The sequence below is a fragment of the Pseudoduganella aquatica genome (assembly GCF_020865585.1).
GTDB lineage: Bacteria > Pseudomonadota > Gammaproteobacteria > Burkholderiales > Burkholderiaceae_D > Rugamonas > Rugamonas aquatica_A.
The window spans coordinates 5,658,650-5,683,827 of the sequence record NZ_CP086370.1; the positions used below are offsets into that span (position 1 = coordinate 5,658,650).

Annotated in this window: 26 protein-coding genes and 1 tRNA gene; 23 read left to right on the top strand and 4 right to left on the bottom strand. The window is 65.3% G+C overall.

What is annotated here, in order from left to right:
- Window positions 1-32: 32 nt before the first annotated feature.
- The 11 genes from KT882_RS25230 to KT882_RS25280 all read left to right on the top strand — a co-directional run bounded on the left by KT882_RS25230 (window position 33) and on the right by KT882_RS25280 (window position 11,160).
- Entirely contained in the window at window positions 33-953 is a 921-nt protein-coding gene (locus KT882_RS25230) for a MotA/TolQ/ExbB proton channel family protein (RefSeq protein ID WP_228893588.1), read from the top strand.
- Window positions 954-958: 5 nt separating this feature from the next.
- Window positions 959-1,384 (top strand): ExbD/TolR family protein, encoded by a 426-nt coding sequence (locus KT882_RS25235; protein WP_025595585.1) that lies wholly within the window; start codon window positions 959-961, stop codon window positions 1,382-1,384.
- A gap of 81 nt (window positions 1,385-1,465) precedes the next feature.
- A complete protein-coding gene (locus KT882_RS25240; protein ID WP_187358773.1) occupies window positions 1,466-1,894 on the top strand; it encodes an ExbD/TolR family protein in 429 nt (142 codons plus the stop codon).
- Window positions 1,895-1,962: 68 nt separating this feature from the next.
- Window positions 1,963-3,186, top strand: a complete 1,224-nt coding sequence (locus tag KT882_RS25245; RefSeq protein ID WP_228893589.1) for a tetratricopeptide repeat protein — start codon at window positions 1,963-1,965, stop codon at window positions 3,184-3,186.
- 145 nt (window positions 3,187-3,331) lie between these two features.
- Window positions 3,332-4,309: a bifunctional riboflavin kinase/FAD synthetase gene (locus KT882_RS25250; protein WP_161073762.1), complete on the top strand. Its 978-nt coding sequence runs from the start codon at window positions 3,332-3,334 to the stop codon at window positions 4,307-4,309.
- A gap of 64 nt (window positions 4,310-4,373) precedes the next feature.
- A complete protein-coding gene (gene ileS, locus KT882_RS25255) occupies window positions 4,374-7,238 on the top strand; it encodes an isoleucine--tRNA ligase (RefSeq protein ID WP_161073761.1) in 2,865 nt (954 codons plus the stop codon).
- A gap of 140 nt (window positions 7,239-7,378) precedes the next feature.
- On the top strand, window positions 7,379-7,888 hold the full coding sequence (gene lspA, locus KT882_RS25260) for a signal peptidase II (RefSeq protein ID WP_228893590.1): 510 nt from the start codon (window positions 7,379-7,381) through the stop codon (window positions 7,886-7,888).
- Between the two features lie 22 nt (window positions 7,889-7,910).
- Window positions 7,911-9,131 carry a bifunctional phosphopantothenoylcysteine decarboxylase/phosphopantothenate--cysteine ligase CoaBC gene (coaBC, locus tag KT882_RS25265; protein WP_187358772.1) on the top strand — a complete coding sequence of 407 codons (1,221 nt, stop codon included), beginning with the start codon at window positions 7,911-7,913 and terminating at the stop codon, window positions 9,129-9,131.
- Window positions 9,128-9,577, top strand: coding sequence for a dUTP diphosphatase (gene dut / locus KT882_RS25270; RefSeq protein WP_161073759.1), 450 nt, complete (start codon window positions 9,128-9,130; stop codon window positions 9,575-9,577). The genes coaBC and dut overlap by 4 nt, the downstream gene beginning before the upstream one ends.
- A 9-nt stretch (window positions 9,578-9,586) precedes the next feature.
- The gene (locus KT882_RS25275; protein ID WP_228893591.1) at window positions 9,587-10,723 is read left to right on the top strand and encodes a M48 family metalloprotease; all 1,137 of its coding nucleotides are present in this window, start codon (window positions 9,587-9,589) and stop codon (window positions 10,721-10,723) included.
- Entirely contained in the window at window positions 10,723-11,160 is a 438-nt protein-coding gene (locus tag KT882_RS25280) for a surface-adhesin E family protein (RefSeq protein ID WP_161073758.1), read from the top strand. The genes KT882_RS25275 and KT882_RS25280 overlap by 1 nt, the downstream gene beginning before the upstream one ends.
- Window positions 11,161-11,203: 43 nt before the next feature.
- On the opposite strand, the gene KT882_RS25285 is transcribed toward KT882_RS25280, so the two are convergent.
- Entirely contained in the window at window positions 11,204-11,815 is a 612-nt protein-coding gene (locus KT882_RS25285) for a PEP-CTERM sorting domain-containing protein (protein WP_161073757.1), read from the bottom strand.
- A 186-nt stretch (window positions 11,816-12,001) separates the two neighbouring features.
- Between KT882_RS25285 and KT882_RS25290 the strand changes: the two genes are divergently transcribed.
- From KT882_RS25290 to KT882_RS25300, 3 genes are all read left to right on the top strand, one after another.
- On the top strand, window positions 12,002-13,027 hold the full coding sequence (locus KT882_RS25290) for an XdhC family protein (protein ID WP_161073756.1): 1,026 nt from the start codon (window positions 12,002-12,004) through the stop codon (window positions 13,025-13,027).
- 81 nt (window positions 13,028-13,108) lie between these two features.
- Window positions 13,109-13,999 carry a DMT family transporter gene (locus KT882_RS25295; protein WP_161073755.1) on the top strand — a complete coding sequence of 297 codons (891 nt, stop codon included), beginning with the start codon at window positions 13,109-13,111 and terminating at the stop codon, window positions 13,997-13,999.
- Window positions 13,996-14,895 carry a DNA-3-methyladenine glycosylase 2 gene (locus KT882_RS25300; RefSeq protein WP_228893592.1) on the top strand — a complete coding sequence of 300 codons (900 nt, stop codon included), beginning with the start codon at window positions 13,996-13,998 and terminating at the stop codon, window positions 14,893-14,895. Before KT882_RS25295 ends, KT882_RS25300 begins: the two co-directional genes overlap by 4 nt.
- On the opposite strand, the gene KT882_RS25305 is transcribed toward KT882_RS25300, so the two are convergent.
- Complete coding sequence (locus KT882_RS25305; RefSeq protein ID WP_228893593.1) at window positions 14,892-17,150, bottom strand: hypothetical protein; 2,259 nt, start codon at window positions 17,148-17,150, stop codon at window positions 14,892-14,894. The two genes, KT882_RS25300 and KT882_RS25305, sit on opposite strands and share 4 nt — an antisense overlap.
- On the bottom strand, window positions 17,147-17,914 hold the full coding sequence (locus KT882_RS25310; RefSeq protein ID WP_161073752.1) for a hypothetical protein: 768 nt from the start codon (window positions 17,912-17,914) through the stop codon (window positions 17,147-17,149). The genes KT882_RS25305 and KT882_RS25310 overlap by 4 nt, the downstream gene beginning before the upstream one ends.
- Window positions 17,915-18,022: 108 nt before the next feature.
- Between KT882_RS25310 and KT882_RS25315 the strand changes: the two genes are divergently transcribed.
- The 4 genes from KT882_RS25315 to KT882_RS25330 all read left to right on the top strand — a co-directional run bounded on the left by KT882_RS25315 (window position 18,023) and on the right by KT882_RS25330 (window position 20,628).
- A complete protein-coding gene (locus tag KT882_RS25315) occupies window positions 18,023-18,946 on the top strand; it encodes a class I SAM-dependent methyltransferase (protein ID WP_161073751.1) in 924 nt (307 codons plus the stop codon).
- Window positions 18,943-19,959 (top strand): MerR family transcriptional regulator, encoded by a 1,017-nt coding sequence (locus tag KT882_RS25320; protein WP_161073750.1) that lies wholly within the window; start codon window positions 18,943-18,945, stop codon window positions 19,957-19,959. The genes KT882_RS25315 and KT882_RS25320 overlap by 4 nt, the downstream gene beginning before the upstream one ends.
- A gap of 65 nt (window positions 19,960-20,024) precedes the next feature.
- Window positions 20,025-20,462 (top strand): hypothetical protein, encoded by a 438-nt coding sequence (locus KT882_RS25325; protein WP_228893594.1) that lies wholly within the window; start codon window positions 20,025-20,027, stop codon window positions 20,460-20,462.
- 25 nt (window positions 20,463-20,487) lie between these two features.
- Complete coding sequence (locus tag KT882_RS25330) at window positions 20,488-20,628, top strand: hypothetical protein (RefSeq protein ID WP_161073748.1); 141 nt, start codon at window positions 20,488-20,490, stop codon at window positions 20,626-20,628.
- Between the two features lie 54 nt (window positions 20,629-20,682).
- Here KT882_RS25330 and KT882_RS25335 read toward each other — a convergent pair.
- Window positions 20,683-20,759: transfer RNA gene (locus KT882_RS25335), tRNA-Met, on the bottom strand.
- Window positions 20,760-20,944: 185 nt separating this feature from the next.
- On the opposite strand from KT882_RS25335, the gene KT882_RS25340 reads away from it, so the two are divergent.
- The 5 genes from KT882_RS25340 to KT882_RS25360 all read left to right on the top strand — a co-directional run bounded on the left by KT882_RS25340 (window position 20,945) and on the right by KT882_RS25360 (window position 25,176).
- Entirely contained in the window at window positions 20,945-21,520 is a 576-nt protein-coding gene (locus KT882_RS25340) for an NUDIX hydrolase (protein WP_161073747.1), read from the top strand.
- On the top strand, window positions 21,517-22,248 hold the full coding sequence (gene aat, locus KT882_RS25345) for a leucyl/phenylalanyl-tRNA--protein transferase (protein WP_161073746.1): 732 nt from the start codon (window positions 21,517-21,519) through the stop codon (window positions 22,246-22,248). Before KT882_RS25340 ends, aat begins: the two co-directional genes overlap by 4 nt.
- Window positions 22,249-22,315: 67 nt before the next feature.
- Window positions 22,316-23,044, top strand: coding sequence for an arginyltransferase (locus tag KT882_RS25350; protein WP_228893595.1), 729 nt, complete (start codon window positions 22,316-22,318; stop codon window positions 23,042-23,044).
- Between the two features lie 31 nt (window positions 23,045-23,075).
- Window positions 23,076-24,116, top strand: a complete 1,041-nt coding sequence (locus KT882_RS25355) for a quinone-dependent dihydroorotate dehydrogenase (protein ID WP_228893596.1) — start codon at window positions 23,076-23,078, stop codon at window positions 24,114-24,116.
- 13 nt (window positions 24,117-24,129) lie between these two features.
- Window positions 24,130-25,176, top strand: coding sequence for an aldo/keto reductase (locus KT882_RS25360; RefSeq protein WP_228893597.1), 1,047 nt, complete (start codon window positions 24,130-24,132; stop codon window positions 25,174-25,176).
- Window positions 25,177-25,178: the final 2 nt, after the last annotated feature.

The following is a 25,178-nucleotide window of genomic DNA, read 5'->3' on the forward strand; positions in this document are numbered from 1 at the left end:
CGAACTGATTATTTTATCAATTTGGAGGAAGCATGTTTAAGAATACCCGTTTGTCCGCTGTACTGGCCGCTGTGCTGTTCTCGGTGACCGCAGCATCCGCTCTGGTCAGCGCCCCAGCCATGGCTGACGCGCCTGCCTCGGCAGCCGCTTCGGCACCTGCAGCGGCTCCAGCGGATGCAGCGGCAGCTCCAGCAGCAGACGCAGCAGCTCCAGCAGCATCGGCACCCGCAGCAGCCGGCACCCATGAAGAAGTAGAAAACCCATTCGGCTTCGAAGCCGTCTGGAACGGTGGTTTCGTTTCCCGTGGCACCCTGATCATCCTGACCATCATGTCGATGGGTTCGTGGTACATCATCGTCACCAAACTGCTGGACCAGATGAAGATCTTCAAGCAGTCGAAAGAATCCGCTGCCAAGTTCTGGAAGGCATCGTCGATCGCAGCTGGCGCCGCCACCCTGACCGACGGTTCCCCATTCCGCTTCATCGCTGAAACCGGCACCAAGGCCACCGCGCACCACGACGGCGCCCTGCTGGAACAAATCGACCTGTCGACCTGGGTAACCATGTCCATCCAGCGCGCTGTGGACAAAGTTCAGTCGCGTCTGCAAGACGGCCTGTCCTTCCTGGCAACCGTGGGTTCGACCGCACCGTTCATCGGTCTGTTCGGTACCGTTTGGGGTATTTACAATGCACTGATCAACATCGGCATGACCGGTAACGCGTCGATCGACAAAGTGGCAGGCCCTGTGGGTGAAGCACTGATCATGACCGCCTTCGGTCTGTTCGTGGCAGTTCCAGCCGTTCTGGGCTACAACTGGCTGGTGCGTCGTAACAAGTCCGCAATGGAAGACGTGCGTGCCTTCTCGGCTGACGTGCACTCCGTGCTGATCTCCGGCGCCATGTCGACCGCTGACTCGGCCATCCGTGCCGGCGGCGCTAAAAAGATTGGATAATAACCATGTCGATGTCCGTAGGCTCCGATAGCGGAGAAGATCAGGTAATGTCAGAAATCAACACGACGCCCCTCGTGGACATCATGTTGGTTCTGCTGATTATCTTTCTGATTACGAGCCCGGTCGTTCTCAAACTGCAGAAGATCAAGCTGCCGGAAGAGACCAACCAGGTAATTCAGACCAAACCGGAAGACGTCAACATCGTTGTTAACAAGGATGGCGACATCTACTGGAATCAAAAGAAAATGGCGGACACGAATGAGTTGTTCGATTTTCTGAAAAAAGAGGCCGTGAAACTGCCGCAGCCGGAAGTGCACGTACGTGGTGACCAAGAAACCAAGTACGAAGCAATCGGCAAGGTGATCTTCACGACTCAGCGTGCTGGTATCCAGAAGGTCGGCTTCATCACCGAACCGCCTGACAAGGGTTAAGGCCTCGGCCCAAGACCCTCGATGCCCCGGCCGGCCGTCATGGCCGGGGCAGGTCCAGTCACCTTCTACAAAGGAAACACCATGAGTATGAATGTCGGTTCCCCGGCCGCAGGCGCGGACCCGGAACCAATGATGGAAATGAACATGACGCCGCTGATCGACGTCATGCTGGTACTGATCATCATGCTGATCATCACCATTCCAAAAGCCAATCACTCGGTGAACTTGAACATGCCGGTCGGCACCCCGCCGCCGCCTACCAAGGACCCGGTTGTGATTACGATTGACGTCGACTTCGACGGTACGATCCTGTGGGATAACGCAGTCGTTCCCGACCGCGCCACCCTGGAATCGAAACTGACCGCCGTGGCAGCGCAAGCTGACCAGCCTGAGGTGCATCTGCGCCCCAACAAGCTGGTGTCGTACAAATCGGTGGCAGGCGTGATGGCTTCGGCCCAGCGCCTGGGTGTGACCAAGATTGGTCTGGTCGGCAACGAACAGTTCCAGTAATCCGTACTATTTATCGCAATAGGCAGGGTTTCCTGCCTATTGCGTTTCTACAGAAAGAATACTTCCTCATGACCAAGTTTCGTCTCGCTCATCTCGGCCTGGTGATGGCCGCCATCGGTTTTACCGCTGCCGCCCCGCTGACCGGCTTGACCTCGGTTGCCTACGCTGCTGACGCCGTCAGCGCCGCGGTCGGCAAACCGCTGCAGGAAGCACAGAAGCTGACGAGCTCCGGCAAGCACAAGGAAGCGCTGGCCAAACTGAAGGAAGCCGACGCAGTCGGTGGCAAAACCGAATTCGAGAAATACCAGATTGAGCGCGTGCGCGCCTCGGCGGCCGCAGCCGCCGGCGACAACGACACCGCTGCCCGCGCGTTTGAAGCCGTGGTCAACTCCGGCCGCCTGTCCGCCGGCGAATCGCCGAAGTTCACCCAGGCCCTGGCCGGCATCTACTACCGCGCCAAGGACTACCCGAAAGCCATCACCTGGATCCAGCGCGCGCTGAAAGACAGCCCGGGCGATGCACAAATGCACGACCTGCTGGTCCAGACCTACTACATCAGCGGCAAATTCGCCGAAGCGGCCAAGGAACTGCAGGCGAGCGGCAAGCAGTCCGAAGGCAATCTGCAGATGCTGGCCAATATCCAGCTGAAACAGAACGACAAGGCCGGCTACGTCGCCACCCTGGAAAAACTGGCCGGCAGCTATCCGAAGACCAGCTACTGGGCTGACCTGCTGAACCGCGTGGTCGGCAAGCCTGGCTTCTCGAGCACGCTGAACCTGGACCTGCTGCGCCTGAAACTGCAACTGGGTCTGCTGGCCAAGCCGAACGACTACATGGAAATGGGCCAGCTGGCGCTGCAAGTGGCCAATCCGGCCGAAGCGCTGAAAGTGATCGAGCAGGGCTACAAAAAAGGCGTGCTGGGCACCGGCGCCGACGCCGGCCGCCACCAGCGCCTGAAAGACCTGGCCGTGAAGACCGACGCCGACCTGAAAAAAGCGCGCGACGCCTCCGAAGCCGAGCTGATCAAGAACAAGGACGCCGACGGCCTGGCCAATATGGGTTACGCCCTGGTCAGCGAAGGCAAAGGCGACGCCGGCCTGAAACTGATGGACCAGGCGATCAAGTTCGGCACCGCCCGCCGTCCTGAAGAGATGAAACTGCACTACGGCCAGGCGCAAGCCATCGCCGGCAAGAAAGCCGCCGCCATCACCACGCTCAAAGGCGTGAAAGGCACGGCAGGCGAAGCCGAACTGGCCCGCTACAACATCATGCAGATCAACCACCCGATGTAATTCCCGTCCGGGAACACGAAGCGCTGCCGGCTCCCGCCCGCAGCGCTTTTTTGCTTTTCATGGTGCGCCGCAGTGTTTCCCCATGTGAATCCGGCCAACAGTCCGTATAATCCCCCATTTAGCCCAGTTTTCGCTCCAGATTCCCATGAAGGTATTTCGCGGACTTCCCAATGCAGCGGCGCGCGCGCCCTGCGCGCTGACGATAGGCAACTTCGACGGCGTCCACCTCGGCCACCAGGCGCTGCTGGCGCAGGTGCGCGCGGCGGCCAAGCAGCTGGGCCTGGAGGCGGCCGTGATGACCTTCGAGCCGCATCCGCGCGAGTTCTTCGCGCGCAAGGCCGGCGACCTGTCGAAAGCCCCGGCCCGCATCGCCAATCTGCGCGACAAGCTGCAGTCACTGGAGAATAACGGCATCGACCGCGTCATCGTCGAGCATTTCAGCACACCCTTCGCCGCCCTCACGCCGCAGGAATTCACCGAGAACGTGCTGGTCGAAGGCCTGCACGTGAAATGGCTGATGGTGGGCGACGACTTCTGCTATGGCGCGCGCCGCGCCGGCAATGTGGCCATGCTGATCGAGGCCGGCAAGCAGTACGGCTTCGAGGTGCATACCCTGCCCACGGTGATGAAGGGCTCCACCCGCATCTCCTCCTCGGCCGTGCGCGCCGCGCTGTCCGAGGGCGACTTCGCCCACGCCGAACAGCTGCTGGGCCACCCGTACTCGATTTCCGGCCACGTGATCCACGGCGCCAAGCTGGGCCGCACCATAGGCTACCCCACGCTCAACCTGCGCGTGCCGCACCGCCCCGCCCTGGGTGGCATCTTCATCGTGCAGGTGCACGGCCTGGCCGATGCGCCTTTGCCGGCCGTGGCCAGCCTGGGCGTGCGCCCCACCGTGGAGGACGCCGGCCGCACGCTGCTGGAGGTGCACATCTTCGACTACGCCCAGTCCTGCTACGGCAAGAACGTGCGCGTGGAGTTCCTGGAGAAGATACGGGACGAGGAGAAATTCATCGACCTGCCCACCCTGACCGCCGCCATCGACCGCGACGCCGAACTGGCGCGCGCGTGGTTCGCCCGGCGCACCAGCAGCGGCGCCGTCAACGCTACCGACCGAATTTGACTCTGCCCGGCAGCACCCGCAGCAGTCCCACCAAGCATACAAATACCCAAACTTAAAGATCGCTATGTCCGACAACAAACCAAAGAAGGCCGAGAGCAAATACCCGGTCAATATGACCGAAACCCCGTTCCCCATGCGCGGCGACCTCGCCAAGCGCGAGCCGAACTGGGTCAAAGACTGGCAAGAGAAGAAGATCTACCACCGCATCCGCAAGGCAGCGGCCGGCCGCCCGAAATTCGTGCTGCACGACGGTCCGCCTTACGCCAACGGCGACATCCACATCGGCCACGCCGTCAACAAGGTGCTCAAGGACATGGTGGTCAAGGCCCGCACCCTGGCCGGCTACGACGCGCCCTACGTGCCGGGCTGGGACTGCCACGGCATGCCGATCGAGATCCAGATCGAAAAACTGCACGGCAAAAACCTGCCGACCGCCGACGTGCTGACCAAGGCCCGCGCCTACGCGCATGAGCAGGTTGAGCGCCAGAAGAAGGACTTCATCCGCCTGGGCGTGCTGGGCGAGTGGGAAAACCCTTACCTGACCATGAACTACTCCAACGAAGCCGACGAGCTGCGCGCCCTCGGCCAGCTGCTGGAGAAGGGCTATGTCTACCGCGGCCTGAAGCCGGTGAACTGGTGCTTCGACTGCGGCTCGGCGCTGGCCGAAGCGGAAGTGGAATACCAGAACAAGCGCGACCCGGCCATCGACGTCGGCTTCGCCTTCCATGAATTCGACAAGCTGGCCAAGGCCTTCGACCTGCCTGCCCTGCCGACGCAAAACGGCTTCATCGTCATCTGGACCACCACCCCGTGGACCATCCCGTCCAACCAGGCGCTGAACGTGCACGCGGAAGTGAAGTACGCGCTGGTGCAGGCCGAACGCGACGGCCAGCCGCTGCTGCTGATCCTGGCGCAAGACCTGGTGGAGTCCTGCCTGGCGCGCTACAAGCTCGAAGGCACGACCATCGGCACCTGCATGGGCCAGGACCTGGCCGGCATCAGCTTCAAGCACCCGCTGCACGCGCGCGACGCCTTCTACGACCGCCTGTCGCCGGTCTACCTGGCCGACTACGTGACCACCGAGAGCGGCACCGGCGTGGTCCACTCCGCGCCCGCCTACGGCCAGGACGACTTTATCTCCTGCAAAGCGCACGGCCTGAAGGACGACGAGATCCTGAAACCGGTCATGGGCGACGGCAAATACGTGTCCACCCTGCCGCTGTTCGGCGGCATGAGCATCTGGGACGCCTCCAAGCCTATCTGCGACGCCTTGCGCGAAGCCGGCGCCCTGTTCGAACTGAAGATGTTCGACCACAGCTATATGCACTGCTGGCGCCACAAGACCCCCATCGTCTACCGCGCCACCTCGCAGTGGTTCGCCGGCATGGACGCGCATCCGAAAGACGGCGGCCCTACCCTGCGCCAGACCGCGCTCAAAGCCATCGACGAAACCAAGTTCTTCCCGGACTGGGGCCAGGCGCGCCTGCACGGCATGATCGCCAACCGTCCGGACTGGACCCTGTCGCGCCAGCGCCAGTGGGGCGTGCCGATGGCCTTCTTCATCCACAAGGAAACCGGCGACCTGCACCCGCGCACCCCGGAGCTGCTGGAACAGGTGGCGCAGCTGATCGAGAAGAACGGCATCGATGCCTGGCTGTCGCTGGACCCGGCCACGCTGCTGGGCGAGGACGCGGCCCACTACGAGAAGAACAAGGACACGCTGGACGTGTGGTTCGACTCCGGCACCACGCACCAGACCGTGCTGCGCGGCTCGCACAAAGAGCAGAGCGCCTTCCCGGCCGATCTGTACCTGGAAGGTTCGGACCAGCACCGCGGCTGGTTCCACTCCTCGCTGCTGACCTCCTCCATGCTGAACGGCGCCGCGCCCTACAAGGCGCTGCTGACGCACGGCTTCGTGGTCGACGGCGAAGGCAAGAAGATGTCCAAGTCCATCGGCAACACCGTGTCGCCGCAGGACGTGTCGAACAAGCTGGGCGCCGACATCCTGCGCCTCTGGGTGGCCGCCACCGACTACACCGGCGAGCTGTCGATCTCGGACGAGATCCTCAAGCGCGTGACCGAATCCTACCGCCGCATCCGCAACACGCTGCGCTTCCTGCTGGCCAACACCTCGGACTTCGACGCCAAGGCCAACGCCGTGCCGGTGGCAGAGATGCTGGAGATCGACCGCTACGCGCTGGCCGACATGGCGCGCCTGCAGGCCGACATCGCCAAGCACTACGAGAGCTACGAGTTCCACCCGGTGGTGTCCAAGCTGCAGAACTACTGCTCGGAAGACCTGGGCGGCTTCTACCTGGACATCCTGAAGGACCGCCTGTACACCTCCGCCGTGGACTCTCAGCAGCGCCGCTCGGCGCAGACGGCGCTGTGGCACATCACGCAAAGCCTGCTGCGCCTGATGTCGCCCATGCTGTCCTTCACCGCAGAGGAAGCGTGGGCGGTGTTCGCCGGCGCCGAAGCGTACAAGGCCAGCGACGAAACCATCTTCACGCAGACCTGGTGGGAACTGCCTGCGGTGGCGGACTCGGAAGCCCTGCTGGCCAAGTACACCGCGCTGCGCGACGTGCGCACCGGCGTGACCAAGCAGCTGGAAGACCTGCGCACTTCGGGCGCCATCGGCTCCTCGCTGCAGGCCGAGCTGGAGATCAAGGCCTCGGGCGAGAAGTACCAGCTGCTGGCCAGCCTGGATGACGACCTGAAGTTCGTCTTCATCACCTCGCAGGCCAAGGCCGTGCAAGTGGCTGCCGAAGCGGATGAAGCGGTGGCGGTCGCCGCCTCGGCCGCCGCCAAGTGCGAGCGCTGCTGGCACTACCGCGCCGACGTGGGCGCGCATGCCGACCACCCGACGCTGTGCGGCCGCTGCCACAGCAATCTGTTCGGTGCGGGCGAGAAGCGCAAGTTCGCTTAAACTCCGGTGCGGCGGGTTACGCGCTCGCGCGCCAACCCGCCCTACGCCACCGCAACACCGCAACACCGTAATGCCGTAACACCGTAGGGCGGGTTAGCGCGTAGCGCGTAACCCGCCAAAGCCAACCGACAAGACCACACATGGCATCCAAACCAAAAAGCTTCTCCTCCAAGTCCTCCTCCGGCGGCCTGACGCCGTGGCTGGGCATTGCCTTCATCGTGCTGCTGCTGGACCAGATCACCAAGATCACCATCAACAAGACCTTCCGCTGGGGCGAGGAAATGGTGGTCACGCCTTTCTTCAACCTGGTGCTGGCCTATAACAAGGGCGCGGCATTCAGCTTCCTGTCCAACGAGAGCGGCTGGCAGCGTTATTTCTTCACCGGCATCGGCATCGCCGCCGCGCTGTTCATTGTCTACCTCTTGAAAAAGCACGCCGGCCAGCGCATGTTCTGCTGGGCCTTGGCGCTGATACTGGGCGGCGCCATCGGCAACGTGATCGACCGCATCCTCTACGGCCACGTGGTGGACTTCCTCGACTTCCACTGGAAGGGCATAGGCCACTTCCCGGCCTTTAACCTCGCCGATTCGGCCATCTGCGTCGGCGCCGCGCTGTTCGTGCTCGACGAGCTGCGCAGGGTGAACAAGTAGGCGCATTTATGGAACTGACATTATGGAACTGAGCGGCAAAAGAATCGTCCTCGGCCTGTCCGGCGGCGTGGCCTGCTACAAGGCTGCGGAACTGTGCCGCGCGCTCACGCGCGAAGGCGCTTCCGTGCAAGTGGTGATGACCGACGCGGCCACCCACTTCATCACCGCCGTGACCATGCAGGCGCTGTCCGGCAAGCCGGTCTACACCAGCCAGTGGGACCCGCGCGTGGACAACAACATGGCCCACATCGACGTCACCCGCAATGCGGACGCCATCCTGATCGCGCCCTGCTCGGCGGACTTCATCTACAAGCTGGCGCACGGCGTGTGCGACGACCTGCTGTCGACCATGTGTTTGGCGCGCCCGCGCACGGTGCCGCTGCTGGTGGCCCCGGCCATGAACGTGGAAATGTGGCAGAACCCCGCCACCCAGCGCAATGTCCAGCAGATCAAGGACGACGGCGTGCAGATCTTCGGCCCGGCCGCTGGCGAACAGGCTTGCGGCGAAGTGGGCCTGGGCCGCATGCTCGAAGCCGAGCAGCTGCTGGCCGAACTGATCGCCGCCTTCCAGCCGAAAGTCCTGGCCGGCAAGCGCATCCTCATCACCGCCGGTCCGACCTTCGAGGCCATCGACCCGGTGCGCGGCATCACCAATCTGTCCTCGGGCAAGATGGGCTACGCCGTGGCGCGCGCCGCGCGCGAAGCCGGCGCCGAAGTGGTGCTGATCTCCGGCCCCACCGCCCTGCCCACGCCCTTCGGCGTGCAGCGCATCAACGTGCAAAGCGCCTTGCAGATGCACGACGAAGTGCAGTCGGCCGTGCACGGCCAGCACGTCTTCATCTCCGTGGCCGCCGTGGCCGACTGGCGCGTCGTCAACGCCAGCACGCAGAAGATGAAGAAGAAAAACGACGGCACCGTGCCGGACCTGAAGTTCGAGCAGAACCCGGACATCCTGGCCAGCGTCGCCACCCGCACCAACCTGGCCGGCTACCCTTACTGCGTGGGCTTCGCCGCCGAATCCGAGAACCTGCTCGAATACGGCGCGGCCAAGCGCGAGAAGAAAGGCATCCCTCTGCTGGTCGGCAATATCGGCCCGCAGACCTTCGGCCAGGACGACAACACCATCATCCTGTTCGATGAAAACGGCCACACCATCCTGCCGCGCGCCGACAAGCTCACGCTGGCGCGGCAGCTGATTTCCGAAATTTCCAAACGCATAGCAAAGCATTCCCTGTTCCAATGAAAAACATCGACGTCAAAATCCTCGACCCGCGCATGAAAGACCAGATGCCGGCCTACGCAACCCCCGGCAGCGCCGGCCTGGACCTGCGCGCCTGCATCGATGCGCCCATCGTCATCGAGCCCGGCCAGACCGTGCTGGTGCCTACCGGCCTGGCCATCCACATCGGCGATCCGGGCTACGCCGCCATGATCCTGCCGCGCAGCGGCATGGGACACAAGAACGGCATCGTGCTGGGGAATCTGGTAGGCTTGATCGACTCCGATTACCAGGGCCAGCTGATGGTATCGACCTGGAACCGGGGCCACAGCACGTTCACGCTGAATCCCATGGAACGCCTGGCGCAACTGATTATCGTGCCGGTGCTGCAAGTGGGCTTCAACGTGGTGGAAGAATTCGGCGGCAGCGAACGCGGCGAAGGCGGCTTCGGCAGCACCGGCAAACATTAAGGAAACTCCATGGCAGGCAAGGCGCAGAAACTGATGGCGGCAGCGGACAAAAACGGCAACCAGGCGGGCGGCAAATTGGCCGCAGCAGCAGCGGCGCTGTCGGCGGCGCTGCTGTCGGCCTGCTCCACGCTGGCGCCGCAGGCCAGCGCGCCGCAGACCGCCCCTGTCCCGCATGCGCCCGCGGAAAACCAGCAGCCGGTGGTGAGCGCCAAGACGGCCGCCGCGCAGGACGCGTTGAGAACCATGGTCAGCCTGCAGGACCGCCTGTCGCGCGTGTCCGCCCCGCTGCTCATCAACAACGCCGACCTGTGCAAGAACATGGCGCGCAACCTGCTCGGCTTCACCGCGCAGAACCGCTACTCCTACCCGGGTGAATACTCCGACGCGGCCAACGCCGTGCTGGGCTACGGCGAACGCCTGCAGGTCAGTTCGGTGCTGGCCGGCAGCGGCGCCGCGCGCGCCGGCCTGCGCAAGGGCGACGGCCTGGTGTCCGTCGAAGGCAAGGCCCTGCCCGGCGGCCCGGACGCCGAATCGCAGGCGGCCGAGGTACTCGGCCCGCTGGTGGGCAAGCAGGCCGCGCTGAACATGACCATCGCCCGCAACGGCGGCAACCAGACGCTGAACGTGCCGGTCACGCGCGCCTGCGCCATCCGCGTCCACCTGGGCAACGCCGACAACATCAATTCCTACGCCGACGGCCAGCGCGTGCTGATCACGCGCGGCATGATGAACTTCGCCCAGAGCGACGAGGCCATCGCCTACGTGCTGGCCAAGGACATCGCCCACAATGTGCTGGGCCACGCCGGCGCCATGCGCAACACCGCCGCCGTGGGCAGCATGATAGACAACCTGGTGCGCACCAAGCCCGACCTGTCCCTGCTGATCGGCAGCGGCGGCCTGAAGCCGGTGCCGCAGGAAATGGACACGGCGGCCGACAGCCTGGCGCTGTACATGCTGGCGCGCGCCGGCTACAGCATCGAGCGCGCCAAGCCCTTCTGGCAGCGCCTGGCGACGCAATATCCGGCCTCGGTCATGAACGGCTACACCGCCCTGCACCCGGCCACCACGGTCCGCTTTGCCGCCATCGACAAGACCGTGGCCGAGATCAAGACCAAGCTGGCCACCAAGAAGCCGCTGGTGCCCTGATGAACCGCGCCGCCCTGCCGCTGCTGGCGGCGCTGCTCACGCTGTCCTGCACCGCACAGGCGGCAAGCAAGGCGCAGGGCGCCAACTGGAGCAAGCTGTCCGGCAACGGCGCCGCCACCCTCTACGTGGACAAGGCCAGCGTGGCCAAGGTGGACGACGGCGCCGAGGGCGCGCGCAAGGCCTGGACCCTGGTCTCCTACAGCAAGCCGCAAACCTCCGCCGACGGCAAGACCTACCGCTCGCTCAAGGCGCAATACCTGTATTCCTGCAAGGAGCACAGCGTGACCCTGCTGGCGCAAACCTTCTACCCGGCCACGCTGGCGCGCGGCGAAGCGGTCGGCAACTTCAAGTACGAGCAATACGACGCGGAACAGCCCGCAGCGGGCAGCCATACCGACACGGCCTACCGCTACGTGTGCCGCCGCAAGCTGCGCTAAAAAAAACCGGCCTCGCGGCCGGTTCGTTTTTATGCGCGCCGCTTTATGCGCGTTGTTTGCGGCGCAGTGCAGCCAGGCCCGCCAGGCCCAGGCCGAACAGGGCTATGCTGCCAGGTTCAGGCACGGCGGTGATCTTGGTGCTGAAGTAGGCAACGTTCTGGCTCACCGAATTGCCGGCCCAGATCCAGCGGGCGGTATCGGCGATCTCAGGACGATTTCCCCAGGGCTGCATGCCATCGGCGCCGAGGTTGGTCAGGCTGGTGTACGGCATATTGAAACCCGTGTTGTTGCCCTTCCAGTTGACGGTATTGGTCGTCAGCACGGTGCTGGCATTGGAAAACAGGTGCTTGTCATCGCCCAGGTTGAACTGGCCCAGCAGGCCGGCCGCGTCGGTGGGGCTGGCGTTGTCATCGTAAGCGTAGATGTGCAGGTAGTAGGTAACGCCATTCACCAGATTGGCCGTGCCCGTGATGGTGGTGCCCCAATCCGCGCCGCGGCTGAACTCGGTACCCGTGACGGTATCGCTGGTCGAGATGTAGGCGATGAAGCCGTTATCGACGCTCAGCTTGCTGGTCAGCGTGGTGGCGGCGGCGGAACCGGCCAGCAGCAGGGCGGCAGCGGCGACGGCGGTGCGGGACATGAAACGCTTGCTCATTGTTCTTTCCTATTGGATATTTTTAATCAATGGGAGCCATACAAGCAACAATCATGCCATTTTCTTGAAAACAATATTTTTTACTATAAATCAATAACTTAGGATTTTGGGCAACTTTTTGCCGCTCGCCAGTGTAAAGAATTCCGACAAAAAACGAATCGGCGGCGCCGTAGTATAGTTAAGCCCATGGATAGCATCGACCTCGAAGTACTCAAAACCAGCGCCGCCTGGGTCGCAGCAGGCCACCGCGCCGAGCTCGTCACCGTCATCAAGACCTGGGGCTCCAGCCCGCGCCCGATAGGCGCCACGCTCGCCATTTGCGACGACGGCCGCGTGGTCGGCTCGGTCTCCGGCGGCTGCATAGAAGACGACCTGATCGCCCGCGTGCGCGAACAGGGCATCACGCGCAGCGCGCCGGAAGTGGTCAGCTATGGCATCACGGCCGACGAGGCGCACCGCTTCGGCCTGCCCTGCGGCGGCACCATAGAACTGGCAATCGAACCGCTGGGCGCGCACAGCCGCATCGCCGAGCTGCTGGACATGCTGGAGCAGCGCCAGCTGGTGGAGCGCCGCCTGGACCTGCGCAGCGGCGCCGTGGCGCTGTCCCACACCGGCGTGGGCAATGTGCTGGAGCTGCGCGAAGGGCGCGAACTGGTCACGCAGCACGGCCCGCGCTGGCGCCTGCTCATCATCGGCGCAGGCCAGCTGTCGCGCTTCCTGGCGCAGATCGCCACCGCCATGGACTACCACGTCACCGTGTGCGATCCGCGCGAGGAATACCGCGCCGGCTGGCAGGTGGACGGCGTTCAGCTGGTGCACGCCATGCCGGACGACCTGGTGCTGGAAATGCGCCTGGACCACCGCAGCGCCGTCGTCGCGCTCACGCACGATCCCAAGCTGGACGACCTGGCGCTGATGGAAGCGCTCCGGTCGGACGCCTTCTACGTGGGCGCCATCGGCTCGCGCCTCAACAACGCCAAGCGGCGCGAACGCCTGCAGCTGTTCGACGTGACGGAAGCGCAGCTGGACAAGCTGCATGGTCCCATCGGCCTCTACATCGGCAGCAAGACGCCGGCCGAAATCGCCATTTCCATCCTGGCCGAAATGACGGCGGTGAAGAACGGCGTGCCGGCCGCGTTGCAGGTCAAGCACGCCGCCTCGCCGGAAGCGCCGTCCACGCCGGATGCGCCGAACGCCTGCGTGGTGACCTGAGCGAATTCAAAAGCAAGAACCGGCTGGCGCGTGCGGCGCGCCTGTCGCACAATAGCGCCGCCCACCTCACCGAGTCCGACCATGAGCACTGCCAACCTGCTGCGCCTTTTCCTGCTTGCCGCCATCTGGGGCGGCTCCTTCCTGTTCATGCGCATCGCCGCGCCGGTGCTCGGCCCCGCGGTGCTGATTGAATACCGCGTGGTGTTCGCCTCGCTGTTCCTGCTGGCCGTGGCGCTGCTGATGAAAAAGCCGCTGGACCTGCGCCAGAACTGGAAGCACTACCTGGTCCTGGGCTTCTTCAACTCCGCCCTGCCCTTCCTGCTCTACGCCTACGCCGCGCGCACGCTGTCCGCCTCCGTGATGGCGGTGCTGAACGCCACCGCGCCGATCTGGGGCGCCGTCATCGGTGCCGTATGGCACCGCCAGATGGTGTCCGCGCGCGTGATGCTGGGCCTCGTCATGGGCACCGGCGGCGTGGCGCTGCTGGTCGGCTTCGACCACGCCAGCTCGCGCGAAGGCGCCGGCCTGGCCATCGCCGCCGCGCTGTTCGCCGCCTTCAACTACGGCATCGCCAGCACCTACGCCAAGTCCGCCAAAGCGGTCGAGCCCTTCGCCAATGCGCACGGCAGCATGTGGGCCGCCACGCTGCTGGTGCTGCCCTCGCTGGCCTTCTTCCCGCAGCCGGGCCAGCCCACCGTGGGCATCATGGGCGCCGCGCTCGCGCTGGGCGTGCTGTGCAGCGGCGTGGCCTACTTGCTGTACTACCGCCTGATACGCGACGTGGGACCGACGTCGGCGCTGACCGTCACCTTCCTCAGCCCCCTGTTCGGCATCCTGCTCGGCACCCTGTTCCTGAACGAAGTGGTGGGCTGGTACACCATACTGGGTTCGGCCATCGTCATCGTCGGCACCGCGCTGGTCACCGGCTTCAAGCCCGGCTTCGGCTGGCTGCGCAAATCGGCCTCCGCATGAAGCACAGTATCGCGCTGCCGCAGGGCTACCGCCTGCACGACGTGCTCGCCTTCCACAGCCGGGACGCGGAAAGCGTGGCGGAGCGGATCAGCCCCGAACGGCTGCGCAAAGGCGTGGTGATGGACGGCGTGCCGATGGTGATCGATATCGCGCTGGGCGGCGCAGACGCAGCGCAAGCCGAATACGCGGTGCACGCCGGCGTGGCGCTGCCACCCGCGCTGGCCGAACAGGCGCACAACGCCGTGCTGAATGTGCTGGGCCTGCGCATCGACCCGCAGCCCTTCCTGGACTTCGCGGCAAACGATTCACTGCTGGGCGAACTGTCGCGCCGCCAGCCCGGCCTGCGCATCGTGCAGTCGGCCACCGTGTTCGAGGCGCTGACCTGGGCCATCATCGGCCAGCAGATCAATCTGCCCTTCGCCATCTCGCTGCGCCGCACCTTCATCCTGCAGGCCGGCGTTGAGCACAGCAGCGGCCTGTGGTGCTACCCGGACGCCGCCGGCGCCTCGCGCCTGCAGGTGGACGACCTCACCAGCCGCAAATTCTCGCGCGCCAAGGCGGAAACCCTGCTGCGCTTTGCCGCGCTGGTGGCCAGCGGCGAACTCGATCTCGTGCCCGGTCCCGGCAACAGCATCGACGACATCGGCAAGGCGTTGCTGGCGGTGAAAGGCATAGGCCCGTGGACCGTCAACTACGGCCTGCTGCGCGGCTACGGCTATCCCGACTGCTCACTGCACGGCGACGTCGCCATCCGCGCCGCGCTGCAAGCGCTGCTGGGCGAGGACAGCAAGCCGGACATGGCCCGCACCGAAGAAATACTCAAGCGCTACGCGCCCCACCGCACCATGGCGGCGGCCCATTTGTGGGCCAGCCTGCATCCGCGCGCCGCCGACTAGAAGAAGTACTTGGTCTGCTGCGCCCACTTGCTGTTCGGGTAGTTCTTCTTCAGCAGGTTGAAGGCCTCCTTCGAATACTGCGCGCGCAGCTGGTCCTTCTCTTCCTTGTCCGTCCCATACGGGCACTCCATGCGCGTGGACGCCACCAGGAAATGCAAGGCCTTCGGCGCCTCGTCGTCGTTCGGCTTCAGCTTGGCCCACGCCAGCAAGGCCGGCGCGATGAACTCCGTGCGCAGCGGAAGCTTCAGCAGCACCTGCTGCTCCTTGCCAGCATCCGCCAGCTGCTCCGGACCCAGGTGGCGCGGCGGCTGCTGGGGCATGGCCTGGGATTCCTCCATTCCGCCCGAGCGGCAGCCCCAGTTGCGGCTGAGGCCCTGCGCATCGATCACGGACGGATTCAGTTCCGGCGTGTTCACCAGTATCAGCGCACCGGCCAGCTGCCGTTCCGCGCCGCTGGCCGCCTTGCGGTAGCGCGCGTAGAGATGCTCGGTGGTCTTGCGGCCTTGCGCCACCTTGTCCAGCAGCGCCAGCGCCGTTGCCTCGTCGTTGAAGATCAGCGCGCGCGCCAGCATGGTTTCCTCCAGCGGCTTGCGCCACTGCTTGGGCAGGCGCGGATGCGCCAGCAGCGCGCGCAGCTCGGCGGTTGGGAAGTAACGGTACACGCTGCGGCCGAAGTCCTCGTCGGTCTCGCCTTCGGCCGGCGCGGCATCGATCGCCTCGCCTGCTTCCACAGGGTCTGGTTTGCGCGGCGCGGCCTTCAGGAAGTCATCCAGCGTCCCGGCGGAAAACAGCTTCAAGGCCAGGTAGCGGTTGGTGGTGGCGACCGACATGGCCTTGCCGTGGCTGGCCATCAGGCGGTCTATGTCCTTGTCGGCCTGCGCCGCCTGCTTCTCGGCGATGGCGAGCCGCGCCAGGTTGTACTGCAGCGTGAGATACAGCGGATGCCTGGCTGGCACTGCGGCGGCGGCTTTCTTCTCGGCCTCCGTCAGCTCGCCGGCGTGGGCCAGCGTCAGCAGCGGCGCCAGCCACAGCGCGCCGTCGTCCTTTTGCTTCAGCCAGCGCGCGCGCAGATCCTGCAAGGCCTGCGCCCGCGCCTGCTGCACCTCCTTGCTGTTTGCGCTTTCAAATACGTCCAGCGGCGCCTCGGCCTGCATGCTGCCTATCCAGGCCGTCAGCGGTTCCTGCGCCGCGATCATCGCGCTGCGCGGCTGCTGGTCCAGCAGCACCAGATAGTCGCTCAGCAGCCTTGGCGTCTCGGCGCTGAAGGGCTCCTGCTCCAGGCGGCGCGCCAGCACGGCGATGCGCGCCACCGGGTCCAGGCGCGCGTCCACCAGCGAGATCATTTGTTTTGCAGGCGCATACGACGGCGCCAGTGCATCCAGCTCCTTGCGCGCCAGCGCCAGCTTGGCCGCGCGGTCCGGCGCCTTGCCGCCCTGCTCCAGCGTGGCGCTGCGTATCAGGCTGCGCGCCGCCAGGTAGCTGCCCAGCGTGCGCCAGGGCGACTTGGCATCCTGCGCGACGGCCAAGAACTGCTTGCGCGCCAGCTCGAAATTGCGGGCGTAAAAATGCGCGGCGGCGGTCTGGTATGCCTGGTCGGCCTTGAGCCAGTCCGGCGCGTTCGCGGGCACGGCGGAAGGCAGCTGCACCACCCGCTTCGGCTGCGGCGAGCCATACTGGTAGGGCGGCTCCTCGCAGTTGGCGAACACCGCGTCCTGTCCTTGCAGCCAGGCCTTGTGCCACTGGTCCGCCTTGCCGCCAGCGCCGAGCTGCGCACGCGCCTTCATCGTCAGCGCCGCCTGCTTGAACGCATCCTCATGGCAGTTGACGTAGCTGGCGTGTTCCACGTCCCCCATCACGTCCAGCTTCACATCCGCCAGGCCCCATTGCTTGGCGTAGACTGCGCGCTCCTTCAGCCAGGCGCCGGAGCCGTTCTTCTCCGCTTCGTAACTGTAGTCCCAGCCGCTGGTTTTGCCCACATGCCAGCGATCCAGTTCCAGCGCGGCGAGCTGCTGCGGCGTGAGCGCGCGGCCCTTCGCGGCCTGGTAAGCCAGGTAGTGGTAGACGCGCCAGTACGTCCCTGGCAGCACGCCCAGGTTGCCGCCCGCGAACTGGGCCAGCACGCCGGGCGCAACCTGGTATTCGGATGCGAAGCGGTTGGCGCTGAAACCGTCGCCGCCGCTGGACAGCGCAGGCTGGGGCAGCGCCGCGAACAGCGCGGCTGCGGCGATGGAAGAAAGGATGCGGTGTCGTTTCATGGGATGGACGAGTAGGGTTCGGATTGCATGGCCCGCCAGCTTGCAGCGGTCCACGGACGGGGAGAAAAATAATAGCCGCGCGCGGCCACGCTGCGCAGCGGGGGCTCGTCGCTCGCGTAGCCTGCGGCGGCGCGGCACACCGGCTGGGTAAAGCCCTGGCGGTGCAGGCGCTGGCGCAAGGCGTCCTGGCCCGGCCCCATGCGGAAAGCCATCGGCACCACCTCGTCGGCCACGCCGGCCGGCAGCCACGCGTCGTCCATGCACCACGAGGCCAGCGCCGTCACCGACAGCGCGATGCGCGGATCCAGCTGGCGGCGGATCTCGGCCATGGTCTGCGCCAGGAAAGGCCGCTGCGAGCGGCGCACTTCAAAATCGAGCTGCACCACGCTGCGGTTGCCGCGCTGCGCCACGCGCAGCAGTTCCTGCACGATGCGCGCAGACTGCTGCGCGCTCAGCGCCGGCGGCACGCGCCAGGAGGCGTCCACATGCAGCACAGGCACCAGCGCAGCGCCTTCGCGCAGCAGCAGCGGCGCGGTGCGCGGATGGACCAGCGCCTCCTCGCCGCGCAGCAGCATGGTGGACGCCACATAGGCCACGCCGGTGTCGGCAGGCAGCCAGCGCAAATCCTCCGGCCGCTCCCACGCCCACAGCATGCGCGCAGGAAGCTGCGCCAGGGCCGGGTGCGCCGGGCGTCCGGCATGGCCGTCCGCACGCAGCGCCGAGCAGGCCAGGCATGCGAGCAGGAAGATGAGTAGGCGTTGCATAGCCAGCATCATAATGGAAAGCCGCCACCGCATGCGTACAGCCGGCGCTTGACCCTCACGCAGCGTCAGGCTTTAGGCTATCCTTTCCCTCACCACGAAAGGAACAGCATGCAGCACGATAGCCCCAAGCCCAGCGCCATGATGGTCGCCGTCCTGCGCGGCGCGCACCAGTTGCTGGACGCGCCGCTGATACTGGACGACCCGCTGGCCCTGCCCATCCTGGGCGCGGAACGGGAAGCCGAAGTGCGCGCCAACCCGGAGCGCTTCCACGACCCGCTCGCAACGGCACTGCGCACCACCATCGTGATCCGCAGCCGGCTGGCGGAAGACACCTGGCGCGAGGCGCAGCAGCGCGGCGTAATGCAGCACGTGATCCTTGGCGCGGGACTGGACACCTCGGCCTATCGCGGCAAGCTCCCTGCGGGGGTGCGCGTGTTCGAAGTGGACCTGCCCGCCACGCAGCAGTGGAAGCGCGAGCGCCTGGCCGCCGCCGGCATCGCGGCGCCGGACACCGTGCGCTACGCGGCCGTCGACTTCGGCACCACCACGCTGGCGGACGGCTTGGCGCAAGCGGGCTTCGACCACAGCGCGCCGGCCTGCTTCACCTGGCTGGGCGTAACGCTCTACCTGGCGCCGGAGGACGTGGCGCACACACTGCGCTATATCGCCTCCTGCGCGCAGGGCAGCAGCGTGGTGTTCGATTTCGTCATCTCGCCCGCGCTGCTGGAGCCGAGGGAGCGCGCCGCCATGGAAGCGATATCAGCCAGCCTGGCCACAGGTGGCGAGCCTTGGAAGAGCAATTTCGCACCCGCCGAACTGGAGGCGCTGCTGCGAAGCATGGGCTACAGCCGTATCGAGCACTACGGACGGGAGGAACTGACGCAGCGCCATCTGCGCGGCCGCAGTGACAATCTGCGCCTCGGCGGCAGCACCGGCATCATCCGCGCCACGCTGGGCGCCGATGCCGCAGCAGAGCCAACGCAGGCGGACGATGGCGCGGCGGTCCGCGCAAACAAAGCAGCGGCGCCATGATACGGGTCGGCGAACTGGCCAGGCGCGCAGGGCTGACGGTGCGCGCGCTGCACCACTACGACAGCCTGGGCCTGCTCAAGCCGTCCGCGCGCGCCGAATCGGGCTACCGCCTGTACAGCGCAGCAGACGTGGCGCGCCTGCACCAGATCCAGGCACTGCGCCGCTTCGGCATGCCGCTGGCCGAAATCGCCGGCTTCCTTGCGCAGCCGGATGCGCCGCTGGCGGACCTCGTCGGCCAGCAGATCGCCGCGCTGGACCGTCAGATAGCGCAAGCCGCCACCCTGCGCGCGCAACTCGCGCAGCTTCAGCAGCAACTGCACAGCGGCGAAGAACCCGGGCTGGGTGACTGGCTGTCGGCGCTGGAGCGCATGGCGGCGTATGAACAATACTTCAACAAGGAGGAGCTGGCGGCGCTGCCGCTGGCCGGCGCCACAGCGCAGCGCGAGTGGGCCGCGCTGGTGGCGTCGGTGCGCAGGCTGATGGAACAAGGCGGGGCGGCAGACAGCGAGCCCGCGCAAACGCTGGCAAAGCAATGGATGTCCATGCTGGAGCGCGACACCGCCGCCAATCCCGACTTCGCGCGCCGCCTGAACGCCATGATGGCCGAGCGTCCCGCCGCGCGCCAGCACAGCGGTATCACGCCGGAGATGAAGCAGTACGTCACGCAAGCCTTCAGCGCCTTCAAGCTCTCGCTGTACGCCAACTATCTCGACGCGGAAGAACTGGCCCGCATGCGCGCGCAAAGCGGCACGCAAACCGGCGAGTGGCTCGCGCTGATCAGCGCCGTGCAAGCCCAGATGGCGGCAGGCGCCGCGCCGCACGACAGCCGCACGCAAGAACTTGCACGGCGATGGCTCGCCCTATTCCAGCGCCACGCCGGCGCCGATCCCGCCACCCGCGAAAAAATCCGCCGCGCCCACGAAGCCCACCCCACCCTACTCTCCGGCACCTGGATGACGCCCGCCCTCCTCACCTACCTGCGCACCGCCCTCGCCGCCTTGCCCGCCGCTTGATCCCGGCCAAGACCAGCAACGTTCCTGTCGGCTATGCTCGCGTCATCCCTCGCCGAGGTGCAAATATGGAACTCATTAACTTCCTGGGCTGGTTCATGCTGAATGTATGTGCGCCTCTGCTCGCCCCTATCATCCTGCTTCCCTTGCTAGGTGCTGGCCGCCAACATCGCGGTCAAGTCAAGCTCTTGATCAAGTGGGCAATTCGTGATGGACAGCTGTATTGGCCAGTCATTGCAATGTGCGCGGCAGCTTGTTACGAAGCTGCAAGCGTCTTTGCAAACAAAGCAGACGCCCGCAGTCCAGTTCTGGCTTGGTTCGCCATCGGCTGGCACGTCCTTCTCATTGTTGCCTCATCCGTTCTCGTTACAGTTAGCACAACAGATGCAACACTGGCTCGCCCAGAGCAACATGAAAACACACTCTCGCCGGTGGTGCTAATATCGATTGCAGTCTCCGTGATAACGGCAGTCAGCTATTCTTTGACGCACTACTTGGCTGGCTAGCTGCCAACTGATGCAGGAGGGAGATATGATCAAGCGGTTTGCCGACTACATGGACAGCGCGGAAAACCGCCGCAAGCTGACCATACGGCTAGGAATCTTCATGATTGTGGGCGGTATCGCCTTCAATCTCATTATGCTGTACGCAATAGTCTTCCTGAACAAATAAGCGCCCAAACGGAAAAGCCGTTGAACTCTTTCGAATTCAACGGCTTTCAGTATCTGGTTGCGGGGACAGGATTTGAACCTGTGACCTTCGGGTTATGAGCCCGACGAGCTGCCAGACTGCTCCACCCCGCGTCTGTATGAACGTATTATAGGGCAACTGGAGACTTTAGGCAATATCAATCTCGAGATCATCGATGATAGCGCCAATTTATCCAGCCACGCCGCCGCATAGCCAGCGCTCGCGCTACGCGCACAGCCCGCAATCGGTGTAAAGTAAGCACTACGCCAAAAAACACCGCTGACCCCAACCGCCTCCCATGAAATTCTGTTCCGAATGCGCCCACCCGGTCGAGCTGACCATACCCGCCGGCGACAACCGCCCGCGCTACGTCTGCCCCCATTGCACCGCGATCCATTATCAGAATCCCAAGATGGTGCTCGGCTCCGTCCCCGTGTGGGAGCGAGACGGCAAGCTGCAGGTGCTGCTGTGCAAGCGCGCCATCGAGCCGCGCTACGGCTACTGGACCCTGCCCGCCGGCTTCATGGAGAACAATGAAACCACGGCCGAGGCGGCGGTGCGCGAAACCGTGGAGGAAGCCGGCGCCAATATCGAACTCGGCCCGCTGTTCACGCTGATGAACGTGGCGCGCGTGCACCAGGTGCATATGTTCTACCTGGCCACGCTGCGCGACCTGGACTTCGCCCCCGGCGAGGAAAGCCTGGAAGTGCAGATGTTCACCGAAGACGAGATCCCCTGGGACGACCTGGCCTTCCCCACCATCCGCACCACGCTGGAACTGTTCTTCGCCGACCGCGCCCGCATGCGCGCCAGCGGCGGCAGCCACGGCTTCCACACCCAGGACATCACGAAACCCATGCGCAGCGACGTATGATCCCCTGGCTGGACGCGCACTCGCCCTTCCCCGACGTATCCCAGGCGCTCACCACCGACGCGCCCGGCCTGCTGGCCGCCGGCGCCGACCTGTCGCCCGCCCGCCTGCTGGCCGCCTACCAGCGCGGCATCTTCCCCTGGTTCTCCGAAGGCCAGCCCATCCTGTGGTGGAGCACCGACCCGCGCATGGTGCTGATGACGGAGCGCTTCCGCGTCTCCGACAGCCTGAAAAAAGCCATCAAGAAAGTGCAGCGCAGCGCAGAAAGCGGCGGCCGCTGGCAGGTGCGCTTCGACTCCGCCTTCGAAGACGTGATGCGCGCCTGCGCCGCGCCGCGCCGCGACGGCCCCGGCACCTGGATCTCCGACGACATCATCGCCGGCTACACCGGCCTGCACCAGCTGGGCTACGCCCACTCGTCCGAGCTGTGGCTGGACGGCGAACTGGTGGGCGGCGCCTACGGCGTGTGCATAGGCCGCATGTTCTACGGCGAATCCATGTTCGCGCGCGTGACGGACGGCTCCAAGATCGCGCTGGCCTACCTGGTGCATTTCCTCAAATCCCAGGGCGTGGCCATGATCGACTGCCAGCAGGAGACCGGCCACCTGGCCTCGCTGGGCGCCGCCCCCATCCCGCGCGCCGAGTTCCTGCGGCACCTGGGCGCCAATATCGGCCTGCCCGCCATCAGCGGCTGGGCACCGTTGCAGCCATACCCCAGCGCCGCCGATTAGCGTGCAGAGTTCGCCGCTTTCTGCGCTATGATATGCACACGGACACCATTTCTGCCCCGGGACGCGCATGACGCACCTGAACGACCTGCCCTTCGCAACGCTGCAGTTCTACACGACAGCGCCCTATCCTTGCAGCTACCTGGACGAGCGCCAGGCGCGCTCGCAAGTGGCCACCCCTTCGCACCTGATCAACGCCGACGTGTATTCCGAGCTGGTGCGCAACGGCTTCCGCCGTAGCGGCATCTTCACCTACCGCCCGTATTGCGACGGCTGCCAGGCCTGCGTGCCGGTGCGGGTGGCGGCGGCCGGCTTCCGCCCCACGCGCGGCCAGCGCCGCGCCTGGACCCGGCACGGCAACCTGACCGCGGGCGTGGCCACGCTGTCCTTCTCGGACGAGCACTACGACCTCTACCTGCGCTACCAGAGCACGCGCCACGCCGGCGGCGGCATGGACCAGGACAGCCGCGACCAGTACGCGCAGTTCCTGCTGCAGAGCCGCGTCAACACCCGCCTGGTGGAGTTCCGCGAACCGGACGGCACGCTGCGCATGGTCAGCATCATCGACGTGCTGTCGGACGGCCTGTCCTCGGTCTACACCTTCTTCGACCCCGAAGTGGAAGGCGCCTCCTACGGCACCTACAACATTGTCTGGCAGATCACCCAGGCGCATGAGCTGGGCCTGCCCTACGTCTACCTCGGCTACTGGATCGCGGACAGTCCGAAGATGTCCTACAAGATCAATTTCCAGCCGCTGGAAGCGCGCATCAAGGGCCAATGGAGCGTCATGGCGCGGTAGAATACGGGCTACTTTTTAGCCAGCCCCCGCCATGTCCGACAAATTCCTGTACTCCCTCGCCCGCCCCATGCTGTTCTCCATGGACGCGGAAGCCGCCCACCACTTCACGCTGCCCGCGCTCAAGAAAGCCTCCAAACTGGGCGTGACCCGCGCCTTCGCGCGCGCGCCCAAGCCGGACCCGCGCACCGTGATGGGCATCCTGTTCAAGAATCCCGTCGGCCTGGCGGCAGGCCTGGACAAGGACGGCGCCTACATCGACGCGCTGGCCGACCTGGGCTTCGGCTCCATCGAAGTGGGCACCGTCACGCCGCGCGCGCAGCCGGGCAATCCCAAGCCGCGCATGTTCCGCCTGCCGGCCGCGCACGGCATCATCAACCGCATGGGCTTCAACAACGGCGGCGTGGACGCCTTCGTGGCCAATGTGCAGTCCTCGCGCTTCTACCAGAACAAGGAAGGCGTGCTGGGCCTGAACATCGGCAAGAACGCCGACACGCCGATCGAGCGCGCCGCCGACGACTACCTGCACTGCCTGCAGAAGGTCTACCCTTACGCCAGCTATGTCACGGTGAACATCTCCTCGCCCAACACCAAGAACCTGCGCCAGCTGCAAGGCGGCTCCGAGCTGGACGGCCTGCTGGCCCAGCTCAAGGACGCGCAGCAGCGCCTGGCCGACCAGCACAAGCGCTACGTGCCGCTGGCCCTGAAGATCGCGCCGGACATGGACGGCGACCAGGTGAAGAACATCGCGGACGCCCTGCTGCGCCACAAGATCGACGGTGTGATCGCCACCAACACCACGCTGAGCCGCACCGCCGTGGAAGGCATGCAGCACGGCGCCGAAGCGGGCGGCCTGTCCGGCGCGCCGGTGTTCGAACTGTCCAACCAGGTGATCCGCCTGCTCAAGGCCGAACTGGGCGACGCCCTGCCCATCATCGGCGTGGGCGGCATCATGCGCGGCGCGGACGCCAAGGTGAAAATGGACGCCGGCGCGCAGCTGGTCCAGCTGTACAGCGGCTTGATCTACGCCGGTCCCGCGCTGATACGCGACTGCGCCGACGCGGTCCGCCGTTAATCAAGGAGACACCATGGAATACACCACCCTCGGCGCCAGCGGCCTGAAAGTCAGCAAGATCTGCCTGGGCAGCATGACCTTCGGCGAGCAGAACACCGAAGCGGACGCGCACAGCCAGCTCGATTACGCACTGGAACGCGGCATCAACTTCATCGACACCGCCGAAATGTACCCGGTCATGCCGCGCGCCGAAACGCAAGGCTCCACCGAGCGCTACATCGGCTCCTGGCTGAAGAAAAGCGGCAAGCGCGCGGACGTGGTACTGGCCACCAAGGTGGCCGGCCCGAACCCGAATATGCACTGGGTGCGCAAGGGCCAAAACAACCTGGACGCCGCCAATATCCGCTCCGCAGTGGACACCAGCCTGCAGCGCCTGCAAACGGACTATATCGATTTATACCAATTGCACTGGCCGAGCCGCAACGTGCCCATCTTCGGCGCCTCCGTGTTCGATCCGTCCAAGGAGCGCGAGTGCGTGGCGATCGAGGACACGCTGGCCGTGCTGGGCCAGCTGCAGCGGGAAGGCAAGATCCACCACATCGGCGTGTCCAACGAATCGTGCTGGGGCGTGAATGAATTCATCAAGCAGGCCGAGATGAAAGGCCTGCCGCGCATCGCCACCATCCAGAACCTGTACAACCTCACCGCGCGCCACTACGAAACCAGCCTGCTGAACGAGACCTGCTACCGCGAGCAAGTCAGCCTGCTGGCCTACAGCCCGCTGGCGTTCGGCCAGCTCACGGCCAAGTACCTGGACAACCCGAAAGCGCACGGCCGCCTGACCATCTTCCCGGCCAGCTGGAGCCCGCGCTACCTGCGTCCATCCGTGCTGTCGGCGGTGGCGCAGTACGCGGCCCTGGCGCGCGCCAACGGCATGACGCCGGCGCAGATGGCGCTGGCCTGGTGCTACACGCGCTGGTTCGTCGCCTCCACCATCATCGGCGCCACCACGCTGGCGCAGCTGAAGGAAGATATCGACGCGCTGGGCACCGTGCTGTCCCCGGAACTGGTGGCCCGGATCGACGCCATCCACGCCAGCCTGCCCGACCCCGGCCAGTAACT

Excerpts from the sequence above, each read along its gene's own strand:
- coaBC (WP_187358772.1), top strand. The coding sequence starts at position 7,911 with ATGGAACTGAGCGGCAAAAGAATCGTCCTCGGCCTGTCCGGCGGCGTG.
- KT882_RS25325 (WP_228893594.1), top strand. The coding sequence starts at position 20,025 with ATGGAACTCATTAACTTCCTGGGCTGGTTCATGCTGAATGTATGTGCG.
- KT882_RS25305 (WP_228893593.1), bottom strand. The coding sequence starts at position 17,150 with ATGAAACGACACCGCATCCTTTCTTCCATCGCCGCAGCCGCGCTGTTC.
- KT882_RS25330 (WP_161073748.1), top strand. The coding sequence starts at position 20,488 with ATGATCAAGCGGTTTGCCGACTACATGGACAGCGCGGAAAACCGCCGC.
- KT882_RS25285 (WP_161073757.1), bottom strand. The coding sequence starts at position 11,815 with ATGAGCAAGCGTTTCATGTCCCGCACCGCCGTCGCCGCTGCCGCCCTG.
- dut (WP_161073759.1), top strand. The coding sequence starts at position 9,128 with ATGAAAAACATCGACGTCAAAATCCTCGACCCGCGCATGAAAGACCAG.
- KT882_RS25300 (WP_228893592.1), top strand. The coding sequence starts at position 13,996 with ATGAAGCACAGTATCGCGCTGCCGCAGGGCTACCGCCTGCACGACGTG.
- KT882_RS25315 (WP_161073751.1), top strand. The coding sequence starts at position 18,023 with ATGCAGCACGATAGCCCCAAGCCCAGCGCCATGATGGTCGCCGTCCTG.
- ileS (WP_161073761.1), top strand. The coding sequence starts at position 4,374 with ATGTCCGACAACAAACCAAAGAAGGCCGAGAGCAAATACCCGGTCAAT.
- KT882_RS25355 (WP_228893596.1), top strand. The coding sequence starts at position 23,076 with ATGTCCGACAAATTCCTGTACTCCCTCGCCCGCCCCATGCTGTTCTCC.
- KT882_RS25310 (WP_161073752.1), bottom strand. The coding sequence starts at position 17,914 with ATGCAACGCCTACTCATCTTCCTGCTCGCATGCCTGGCCTGCTCGGCG.
- KT882_RS25250 (WP_161073762.1), top strand. The coding sequence starts at position 3,332 with ATGAAGGTATTTCGCGGACTTCCCAATGCAGCGGCGCGCGCGCCCTGC.
- KT882_RS25295 (WP_161073755.1), top strand. The coding sequence starts at position 13,109 with ATGAGCACTGCCAACCTGCTGCGCCTTTTCCTGCTTGCCGCCATCTGG.
- lspA (WP_228893590.1), top strand. The coding sequence starts at position 7,379 with ATGGCATCCAAACCAAAAAGCTTCTCCTCCAAGTCCTCCTCCGGCGGC.
- aat (WP_161073746.1), top strand. The coding sequence starts at position 21,517 with ATGATCCCCTGGCTGGACGCGCACTCGCCCTTCCCCGACGTATCCCAG.
- KT882_RS25235 (WP_025595585.1), top strand. The coding sequence starts at position 959 with ATGTCGATGTCCGTAGGCTCCGATAGCGGAGAAGATCAGGTAATGTCA.
- KT882_RS25280 (WP_161073758.1), top strand. The coding sequence starts at position 10,723 with ATGAACCGCGCCGCCCTGCCGCTGCTGGCGGCGCTGCTCACGCTGTCC.
- KT882_RS25290 (WP_161073756.1), top strand. The coding sequence starts at position 12,002 with ATGGATAGCATCGACCTCGAAGTACTCAAAACCAGCGCCGCCTGGGTC.
- KT882_RS25320 (WP_161073750.1), top strand. The coding sequence starts at position 18,943 with ATGATACGGGTCGGCGAACTGGCCAGGCGCGCAGGGCTGACGGTGCGC.
- KT882_RS25245 (WP_228893589.1), top strand. The coding sequence starts at position 1,963 with ATGACCAAGTTTCGTCTCGCTCATCTCGGCCTGGTGATGGCCGCCATC.
- KT882_RS25230 (WP_228893588.1), top strand. The coding sequence starts at position 33 with ATGTTTAAGAATACCCGTTTGTCCGCTGTACTGGCCGCTGTGCTGTTC.
- KT882_RS25360 (WP_228893597.1), top strand. The coding sequence starts at position 24,130 with ATGGAATACACCACCCTCGGCGCCAGCGGCCTGAAAGTCAGCAAGATC.
- KT882_RS25275 (WP_228893591.1), top strand. The coding sequence starts at position 9,587 with ATGGCAGGCAAGGCGCAGAAACTGATGGCGGCAGCGGACAAAAACGGC.
- KT882_RS25340 (WP_161073747.1), top strand. The coding sequence starts at position 20,945 with ATGAAATTCTGTTCCGAATGCGCCCACCCGGTCGAGCTGACCATACCC.
- KT882_RS25240 (WP_187358773.1), top strand. The coding sequence starts at position 1,466 with ATGAGTATGAATGTCGGTTCCCCGGCCGCAGGCGCGGACCCGGAACCA.
- KT882_RS25350 (WP_228893595.1), top strand. The coding sequence starts at position 22,316 with ATGACGCACCTGAACGACCTGCCCTTCGCAACGCTGCAGTTCTACACG.